This window comes from Sodaliphilus sp. (genome assembly GCF_045598405.1).
Lineage (GTDB): Bacteria > Bacteroidota > Bacteroidia > Bacteroidales > Muribaculaceae > Sodaliphilus > Sodaliphilus limicaballi.
The window spans coordinates 1-9,765 of the sequence record NZ_JAZLLZ010000111.1 but is presented as its reverse complement, the minus strand read 5'-3'; the positions used below and the strand labels follow the sequence as shown (position 1 = coordinate 9,765).

Genomic DNA, 9,765 nt, shown 5'->3' with positions numbered 1-9,765 from the left:
AGAGGGAAGAGTTGAGAGGGGAATAGAGAGGAATAGAGGGGAATAGAGGGGAATTGAGAGGACTGGGAGAGAACCTGAGAGGATGGGAGAGGACTTGAGAGGACTGGAGAGGATGGGAGAGGAGTTGAGGGGATGGGAGAGAGTCCTAATTTTCTTTTCTTTTGAATAAAAGTCTTAATCCTTTTGGAAATTTAAAGGGTTATTGTTACCTTTGTGGATTAGTAAATTATTAACTTCAATATACTATTAATATGAGAAAAATTCTACTTACTATCCTTGGTGGCGTGGCGTTGGTTGCTGGCGCCCAGCAGGTGACGGTGGTGGAGCACAAGCAACTGCTCAAGGACGTTGAGGGACCAGCGTTTTACCCCGTTTTGAGTGCCGATGGGTCTAAGATGCTGTACTCTACTATTCAGAATCCTGGATTGAAACTTTATGACTTTAATGATGATGTGACTGTGCGCATCAGTGATGCAGCCGGCGTGGGACAAGATGCATTCTTCGGCGGCGACGGCAAGGTGTATTATGTTACAGCAGAACGCCGTGACGACAATATGCTCTACCGCACCGGTTATTCTTATGACGTCAAGTCTTGCCGCAATGAGGTTGTGCTTGAGGCACAGCATGGGGCAGTGTTGCCCATGAAGGCGACTCGTGGCGTGGCTCTGAAGGCGCAGTCTCGCACATTTGCTTCGAGCAGCAAGATAGGCACCGCAGTCTATACCGAAGGTGCTACTGTTCATGTGACAGTTAATGGCAAGGACCGCTCGTTCTCTCCTGTGGAGTCGGTGGGCTACCTGTGGTCGTCGCTGTCGCCCGACGGCAGCCGTGTGGCATTTTTCGCCGCAGGCAAGGGCATCGTGGTGATGGACCTTGAAGGAAATGTGATCAAGATGCTGGGCAACTATGAGATGCCCTCTTGGCTCAACAACGACTATATCGTGGCACAGAACACCAAGGACGACGGTCACCAGTTCACATCGTCGCAAATCATGCTTCTCAAGGCCGACGGTTCGTTCAAGCACGAACTCACAAAACCCTCATCAATGTCAATGCAACCCAGCGCAGCCGCAGGCAAAGTGGTATATAGCTCTATCGACGGATTGCTTTACATGATGCAAATTAACATTACAGAATAACTCAAAACTGCAACAGCTCTATGAAAAAGACTAAAACTACATCGATTCTTGTGCTGCTGGCTGCAGTACTGGGAATAAACAACGCGGCGGCTCAAAAGACGCCCATCGTCTATATCAACCCTGGCCATGGCGGTCACACCAGCAATGACCGCAATGTGGTGGTACCTGGCCATGTGGCAGGTGATACCACAGGTTTCTGGGAGTCAAACGCCAGCCTCAAGAAAGGTTTTGCCCTGCAAGAGGTGCTTAAAAAGAAAGGCTACAAGACGGCAATCTCACGTGTGCGCAATGAGGAAGAGGATGACTTGAATCTCTCTACAATCGTTGCACTGTGCAACGCTACCGGCGCCGACGTGTTCTTCTCGCTGCACAGCAATGCCACTGGTGCCGGCGATGGTTACCGCATTAACTTCCCGCTGGGCCTCTACCGTGGCTACACCGGTCAGCCCATCGTGGAGCATAGCGATGAACTCACTGCAATCTTACAGCCGTTCCTCTATGCCAACAAGGCCACAGTGTGGACCTCTAACTATGCTATCTATGGCGACTGGACTTTCTACCCCGACTGGAATAACCAGGGTCTGGGCGTGCTGCGCGGCAACAAATCGGTCGCGATGCTTCAGGAGGGTTCGTTCCATGACTATATTCCCGAGGCACAGCGTCTGAATAACGACGGCTATTGCTGGGTGGAAGGCTACAACGTTGCCCTTGCCACCGACAAATACTTTGGTCGCGAGAGCGTGCTCAACACGGGTATCCTGACAGGCTGCCTGCGTGATGACCGCATCCTGCGCACCAACACATTTGTGATGCACGGCGTGGATGTGCGCGAGTCGATCAACAACGCCACTGTGCGCCTGCTTGATGCTAGTGGCAACGAGGTGGCCCGTACCACAACCGATAACGAGAACAACGGTATCTATACCTTCAAGTATGTCACTCCCGGCACTTACACCGTCGAAGCCAGCGAGGCCGAGCACTTCACCGTGTCGAAGCAGGTTGAGGTGCCAGAAGGCGCTCCCGTCTATTGTAACTTCGACATGAAACGCCAGCGTCTCACACCTCCCGAGGTTGTTTCTTACAGCCCTGTGTGGAACGACGGCGATGCTCCCGTGCTGTGCAACGAACCCATAGTCATCAACTTCAACTGGGACATGGACGTGGCATCGACCGAAGCAGCATTCAGCATCACCCCCGCGGTTGACGGCACATTCACTTGGGAGGACACCAACTACCGCATGATTTTCACTCCCAACGATGCCTACGACATCAACACCGAATACACTGTGACCATCGGCAAGAGCGCGCAGCATGGCGGCGGCACTCCCATGGAAAAAGACTTCTCGCTCAAGTTCAAGACCCAGGAACGCAACCACCTGGATCCCATCGCCATCTTCCCCAAGGAGGGCGATCCAGTGCACTATCAGAGCGTGAACGTAGAACTCCGTGCCGACTCATTGCTTCGCTCGCTCAACCTCTACACTTATTTCCATGTTCTTGACAAGGACGGCAACGAGGTGGGCGTCAATAAGCGCAGTCTCAAGAACAACAAGAAGGGCGACGCCTACGGTTACATTCGCATACCTCTCACCGGTAGCCTCAATGTGGGTGAAATTTATACCCTCAACATCGACCGCGACGTGTGTGACACAGTGGGCATCCACTTGACTGCTCCCATCAGCTACAAGTTCACTGCTGTTGACGCTGCTGTTCAGCCCGAAGGCGTTGAACTGGTGAAGGCTATCGAGACTGCCGACGTGATGAAGGTTGACGGTATCTTCTCATCGGCTGCACTCACAGCATCAACTACCAAGATACTCGGCACTAAATCGCTGCAACTCAAGTATGCATTCGGCGACATGGACGACCAGGAGATCGACCTCAACTTTGCCGAGGTTCCCGAGACTGTTCTGGCAGGCTGTGACACGCTCTACGTTGAGCTGTGGGGCGACTTGAGTTGCAATGACATTGCGGCAGTTCTTGAGCCTGTGACCTCTGGCGCAGCCATAGAGGTGCCCATGGGCAAGCTCGATTTCCACGGCTGGCGCAATGTGTGCGTGCCTGTTAACCTTGACAAGGGTGATTACAAGCTTAAAGGCTTGAAGCTCACTTGTGACAAGGCTAATGTGATGGGCAAGAGCGGCACACTCCTCGTTGACGATATCAACATGAAGCGTGGCGAGTATTCAGGTATAGAAAATATGACACTTGATGGCGTGACTGTGGGTCCCAACCCCGCCAGCGACTACCTCGTTGCTGCTGCCGACCATTACATCCAGGCAGTGGAACTCTACGACCTGCAAGGCAAGCTCATGGTGCGCAACGCTGCTAACTACGTCAACGTGAGCGGAATTGCAAGCGGTGCCTACGTGATGAAGGTCTATGTAAACGGCCTTGCATCAACACATAAGGTACTTGTAAAGCATTGATAAACGTTTGTCCTGGGTAATCCTAACTATGGGTTACTCGGGATAATTATAATTGATAAAAACAAGATTAGATGAAAAAATTTTTGAATTTCCTTGCTGCGGTTATTACCGTGATTGCTCCCATTGCGGCTCATGCCGAATCGCTTGAAGTCGCAAGCGAGAAACTCTACACTGGCACATCGGTTGCTAAAGGCACAACGGTGGAATATGTGAAATACACTGTCACAGCTACTGACCTTCAAACTCCCGTATATGTCTATATGACCGGGTCACAAGGCCGCATGTTCGGGTTAAATGTCGAGCAGATACCTGTGGGCAGCAGCACTACCGACGTGATTGTGAGCTATACCCCGACAGCGGTGGGCAAGCACACCGGACGCATCAACTTTGAGAGCAGCAATGCCGAGCTCAACTGCGGCTATGCTATCAACGGCGTGTGCATCGACCCTGCCAATCCGCCCACAATAACTATTGATGCCAGCAGCCTTGTTCCCTTTGCGTGCAAGGCGGGCGAACGCCAGCAGCAGAGCATCAAGGTCATTACCACGGGTTTGCCCGACTATGGTGCGCTCAAGGTTGACGGCAAATCGCCTGGCAACTTCCTTATCAGCAACACGATGCTCATGAAGGACGGCACTGCTACAATCACTATCACCTTCACCCCCAAGGTCAACGGCACTTACAACGAAAGCATCACCGCCAGCGCGCTTGAAGCGACTCCTGTGACTATCAACATCACTGGCACAGCAGGTGACGGCGGAGATGACCCCGAGGCAAAAGAAGGAGACGAGTTGCCACTAGTCACAGACAATGCGCTGGTGCAGTACAGCACTTCGTTTGATGGCGTGGCACGCAATAAACCCCTTGCAGTGGAAGGCTGGAAAAACCTTGCGATGACCGGTACCCGCGCATGGTGGGGCTACGGATTCGAGGTGGAGACCGCCAATCCCGAGGTCACTGAAACCGACTATTGCGCCAAGGTGACATGCTATGACAGCAAGGTGCCTGCTGGTGCTGCCAAGGAATGCTCAATGCTTCTCGTGAGCCCTGCACTCAACTTTAAGGATGCTGTGAGCAAGGAAGTTACATTCCGCCTGATGGGTCAGTTCCTTACCAACGACGACAGCTATCTCATGGAGGTGTGCTATATCGACATGGCCGACGGTGCGCTCTACATCCAGCCCATCGAGATGCAGATACCCTGCACCGCCGACGAGAGCGGCACATGGTATCCTTATGTCCTTGATTTCACGGGCCAGGAGGTGGCCGATACATTCTTCATCGGTTTCCGCTTCACTGCGCCGCGTGGCATCGATTGCTCGGCAACTTACTATATCGACGATTTCACCTGGGGCAAGGGAGACGCCCCTGTTGCCAAGGGTGACGTGAACGGTGACGGTGCAGTGGATGTGGCCGACGTGAATGCTTGCATTAACGTGGTCCTGGGTCTGGACGATGCCAGCAGATACAATGGCCGCAGCGACATCAACGGTGACGGCGCTAACGACGTGGCCGACGTGAATGCGATAATTAATCTCGTGCTGGGACTGTAAAGATAGGACCTTTTGAGGTTGCATAATATAAGGTGTGCCGTGGTGGGGTGTTACTCATCACGGCATACCTTTTTGTTATTCTTTGTAATTAAGTGGCATGTGGTATTTGTTAAGTATCAAGCGGATGTGAAAAATTTTTAGTTAAAAATTTAAAAAAAAAGCATTGTGTATAATTCGGGCGTGTGCTAACTTTGCCGAAAATTTTGTGCCAAGTCTAAACTGAATTTGAAAGAAAATTAGTTATTGCTGGTATTTTAGAAATTTCAAGTCTTTATTTTTATGAGTAAGTTACGAATTGCATTTGTGCTCGTAATGAGTTTAATGCTTATCCCTGTGTGTGCGGCCGAGTATGCTGGCAGCGACCCTATGCAGGGAGGAGAGTTTTATGTGATGAATAAGGGCAAAGGCACCTGGTTAGGCAGGGGGTTGCTCGACGGAGCCAATGCCGCACCTCAACTGTGGGAGGTTACTCTTGTTGAGGGTGGTTACAATGTGAAGCAGGCCGGTGCAGAGAAGTATGTCAGCATCACTGACAATCTTACCGAGACCAACCTTTTCGGTGTGAAATATACCACCACTATCACTGCAAGCGACGATGCCGACGTGCCGTCAACGTTGATCCTGGCAGGAACTCCGTCCGATGGTTACAGCATGGCGGTGCCCAATCTGTACAAGAGGGTAACCGTGAGCAGCTCAAAGCCCTCGCGTGACGTTACCTATTACTTTGGATTCAACAAGACGCTCGGAACCAAGGAGGCAGTGATGTATCGACCTACCTCAACGAGGAGGCCATCAACGATGCCATCAATGCGATAAACAACTTCACCTGCACAGCCAATGAGGTTGAAATCAATGCCATTGCCAATCCTGCAGGCGAACTAGCCCAGGGCGAGGCCGTGACAATGGGTGGCACAGGCGCGCTGGCAATGCCGTTGCAGGGTAACACCCTCTATAAGTTAACGGTAGATTACACCGGCGGCGAACTGGGACTTAATTTAAAGAACGACGGCAAGTCAATACTCAAAGTGAACACTGCCAACCAAAGCCTCATCGAGGAAGAAAATGCTGCCAAGCACTTTGAACAGATGTTCTTCACCACTACCCAAGCCGACTACACGCTTGATGTGGAGGCGTTAAACGACTTGGTGAAGTATAACATTACCCTTTTCACTGCTCCCACAGTGGGCGACGAGATGAAGGGTACAGACCTGTCGCAAGTAGAGGAGAGCACCGAGGTGTTTGTCTATAACTCAACTTTAGCATATGGAACCATTTGAGTTTCACCTATTTGCTCCAATTAGCGTCCTGCTGGACGCATTTTTGCGGTTTACCTATAACCGCACCGCCACTTCGTTCGGCGGTGGGGGTTATTTAGATATTGTCCTACCGGACAACAAATTAGCATCATTTATTATAAAAGCTAAAGTTGAGTCAAAGGTATTGTCCTGCGGACTGAATGCAACTTTGAGGCGGTTGCCCTGATTGTTGTATAGCCATATACGCAAAAACGGGCACTGGAATCAACCAGTGCCCGTGATAACATTGTGTTGCAAAGAATTACATCATGCCACCCATGCCGCCCATGCCAGGAGCACCGGCTGCAGCAGGCATTTCCTCATTTTTCTCGGCGATAACACACTCGGTGGTGAGGAACATGCCAGCGATCGAGGCCGCATTCTCAAGTGCGATGCGAGTAACCTTGGCAGGGTCGATAACGCCAGCCTCGAAGAGGTTCTCATACTTATCGGTGCGGGCATTGTAACCAAAGTCGCCTTTTCCTTCCTTAACTTTGTTGACAACCACTGCGCCCTCAAGGCCTGCATTGTTCACGATCTGACGCAAGGGTTCCTCGATAGCACGGCGGATGATGTTGATACCAGTGGTCTCATCGTCATTGTCGCCCTTCATGGCCTCGAGAGCCTCAACGCAACGGATGTAGGCAACACCGCCACCAGGCACGATACCCTCGGCAACAGCGGCACGTGTAGCGCTCAATGCATCGTCCACGCGGTCTTTCTTCTCCTTCATCTCTACCTCGCTGGGAGCACCTATATATAATACAGCCACACCACCAGCAAGTTTAGCAAGACGCTCTTGCAGTTTCTCCTTGTCGTAGGTTGACTTGGTAACTTCAATCTGTGTACGGATTTGAGCAACGCGGTCGGCAATAGCCTGCTTGTCGCCAGCACCGTTGACGATCACAGTGTTCTCCTTGTTCACAGTAACCTTCTCGGCAGTGCCCAGCATGTCGAGTGTGGCCTTCTCCAGCGTGAGACCCTTCTCCTCGCTGATCACAACACCGCCTGTCAGGATTGCGATATCTTCAAGCATCTCCTTGCGACGGTCGCCGAATCCGGGAGCCTTGACTGCGCACACCTCCAGCGAACCGCGAATGCGGTTAACAACCAGCGATGCCAGTGCCTCGCCATCGACGTCCTCGGCGATGATGATCATGGGACGGTGCTCTTGCAATGCACTCTGCAACAAGGGAAGAATATCCTTGAGGCCTGAGATTTTCTTGTCATAGATGAGCACATAGGGACGCTCCATGTTGCACTCCATCTTCTCTGTGTTGTTGACAAAGTAAGGAGAGATGTAACCGCGGTCAAATTGCATACCCTCAACCACGTCAACGTGTGTATCGGTGCCCTTTGCCTCCTCAACGGTGATCACACCGTCGCGTTTCACTTTCTTCATTGCCTCAGCAATGAGTTTACCTATCTCGTCGTCATTGTTTGCGCTGATGCGAGCCACGTTCTCGATTTTGCCGAAGTCGTCGCCCACCTCTTGAGACTGCTCCTTGATTGCCTCAACAACCACCTTGACAGCCTTGTCGATGCCACGCTTCACGTCCATGGGGTTAGCGCCGGCAGCCACATTCTTGAGACCCTCGTTCACGATTGCCTGTGCAAGCACGGTAGCAGTTGTTGTTCCGTCGCCGGCATCATCGTTGGTCTTTGACGCAACCTCCTTGACGAGCTGTGCGCCTATGTTCTGGAATTCGTCCTCAAGTTCTACCTCGCGTGCAACGCTCACACCGTCCTTAGTGATGTGGGGAGCGCCGAATTTCTTGTCTAGAATCACATTGCGTCCCTTGGGACCAAGTGTAACCTTAACAGCATTGCTCAGCTGGTCAACGCCTTTTTTGAGCTCTTCGCGGGCCTTAATATCAAATTTTATCAGTTTTGCCATAACCTTATATATAATATGTCATTTTTTATTCTACGATTGCCAAAATGTCACTCTGACGCATCATCAGCAGTTTCTCGCCATCGACTTCAATCTCGGTGCCAGCATACTTGCCATAAAGCACAGTATCACCAGCCTTGACTACCATCTCCTCGTCTTTGGTGCCATTGCCCACTGCGCGCACAACGCCCTTGAGAGGTTTCTCTTTAGCACTGTCGGGGATAATAATACCACCCACAACTTCCTCAGCCTTTGCAGGCTCAATGAGTACTCGATCACTTAAAGGTTTAATTGTCATAATATCGTTTTTTATATTTAAATGTTATTGTTTCGTCAATCAGCCACACAGCAACAGCGTGCCTTGCGACACAACCCAATATGCACATTTTGTGCCAAAGCCTTTCCGGCCTAACTCACACGTCAATTTGTCACCCAGTGTCACACCACAGGCACGATAGTGGAATGCTTCTCCTGCCCTATCACAAACACGCTGTGCACCTGGCCTATCGAGGTGATCTCTCCCAGCTTGTTGAGAACAAAGTCCTGATAATGATGGATGTCGCGCACAAAGAGTTTCATGAGGTAATCATAGTCACCGCTGGTATTATACAATTCGGTCACTTCGTTAAAGCTTTTCATAGCCTCAACAAACTCATTGCTCATCGTCTTGCTATGCTGCTTGAGCCTGATGTTGCATAGCACAATCAGCCCGTTACCCACTTTATAAGGGTTAACCAGAGCCACATAACCGGTGATATAACCTTCTTTTTCCAAGCGTTTTACACGTTCAAATGTAGGAGACACCGAGAGATTAACACGAGAGGCAATTTCCTTTGTGGTGAGCGTGGAGTCGGCTTGAAGCAACTCCAGGATTTTACGATCAATGGGGTCCATACTTGCAAAGTTTTTTTTCCTTAATAATAGGCGTCCGACAGAATAAACAAACTATTCCTATACGATTTTCATGGCAAATTTAGTTTTTTTTTCTGAATCTTTCAAATTATTTGTACATTTTTTAAAAATTATATAACTTTGCGATAACATTACAAATTAGGGCACAAAATTATTAATCACGAAACAACAGCCTTGATAGAAAAGCGATTGTTTCACTTTATGGTCACAAGATCATAAAATAGGGCTTTACAGAAAAAATACCAAAGACACGAAGCGACCATTTGGAGTGATCCATTATGGCCGCTATTTTTTTCAACCGCATCAACGCAATTTCTCATTATATAATAGTAACTATTCACCAATGGAACTCCCCGCGCGGATCTCACTGAACTCACTGATTTATTTCATTGAAAATATATATATGATTCCGCTACAAAAAGTAGCATTCAAGTTAGACATTTCTGCTTCATCGAGAGTCAATCCCGAGTCGGCAGGTTAATTTGGGGTGATGCAAGATTTTCCATTTCGGATGGTCAAAGCATCGTATATGAGCTCTTACGA

General features: G+C 50.0%; 8 protein-coding genes. 5 read left to right on the top strand and 3 right to left on the bottom strand.

Annotated features, from left to right (window positions below; all coding sequences use genetic code 11):
• The first annotated feature begins 251 nt into the window (after nucleotides 1–251).
• The 5 genes from ACKI3C_RS07930 to ACKI3C_RS07910 all read left to right on the top strand — a co-directional run bounded on the left by ACKI3C_RS07930 (nucleotide 252) and on the right by ACKI3C_RS07910 (nucleotide 6,398).
• A complete protein-coding gene (locus tag ACKI3C_RS07930; protein WP_407403794.1) occupies nucleotides 252–1,139 on the top strand; it encodes a hypothetical protein in 888 nt (295 codons plus the stop codon).
• Between the two features lie 20 nt (nucleotides 1,140–1,159).
• Nucleotides 1,160–3,568: an Ig-like domain-containing protein gene (locus ACKI3C_RS07925; protein WP_407403792.1), complete on the top strand. Its 2,409-nt coding sequence runs from the start codon at nucleotides 1,160–1,162 to the stop codon at nucleotides 3,566–3,568.
• A 71-nt stretch (nucleotides 3,569–3,639) separates the two neighbouring features.
• Nucleotides 3,640–5,121 carry a dockerin type I repeat-containing protein gene (locus ACKI3C_RS07920; RefSeq protein ID WP_407403790.1) on the top strand — a complete coding sequence of 494 codons (1,482 nt, stop codon included), beginning with the start codon at nucleotides 3,640–3,642 and terminating at the stop codon, nucleotides 5,119–5,121.
• A 279-nt stretch (nucleotides 5,122–5,400) separates the two neighbouring features.
• Nucleotides 5,401–5,937, top strand: coding sequence for a hypothetical protein (locus ACKI3C_RS07915; protein WP_407403788.1), 537 nt, complete (start codon nucleotides 5,401–5,403; stop codon nucleotides 5,935–5,937).
• Nucleotides 5,938–6,023: 86 nt separating this feature from the next.
• Entirely contained in the window at nucleotides 6,024–6,398 is a 375-nt protein-coding gene (locus tag ACKI3C_RS07910; protein ID WP_407403786.1) for a hypothetical protein, read from the top strand.
• Between the two features lie 280 nt (nucleotides 6,399–6,678).
• On the opposite strand, the gene groL is transcribed toward ACKI3C_RS07910, so the two are convergent.
• The 3 genes from groL to ACKI3C_RS07895 all read right to left on the bottom strand — a co-directional run bounded on the left by groL (nucleotide 6,679) and on the right by ACKI3C_RS07895 (nucleotide 9,204).
• On the bottom strand, nucleotides 6,679–8,313 hold the full coding sequence (groL, locus tag ACKI3C_RS07905; protein ID WP_407403784.1) for a chaperonin GroEL: 1,635 nt from the start codon (nucleotides 8,311–8,313) through the stop codon (nucleotides 6,679–6,681).
• A 25-nt stretch (nucleotides 8,314–8,338) separates the two neighbouring features.
• Nucleotides 8,339–8,608 (bottom strand): co-chaperone GroES, encoded by a 270-nt coding sequence (locus ACKI3C_RS07900; protein ID WP_407403782.1) that lies wholly within the window; start codon nucleotides 8,606–8,608, stop codon nucleotides 8,339–8,341.
• A 140-nt stretch (nucleotides 8,609–8,748) separates the two neighbouring features.
• The gene (locus tag ACKI3C_RS07895; protein ID WP_407403780.1) at nucleotides 8,749–9,204 is read right to left on the bottom strand and encodes an Lrp/AsnC family transcriptional regulator; all 456 of its coding nucleotides are present in this window, start codon (nucleotides 9,202–9,204) and stop codon (nucleotides 8,749–8,751) included.
• Between the last annotated feature and the right edge of the window lie 561 nt (nucleotides 9,205–9,765).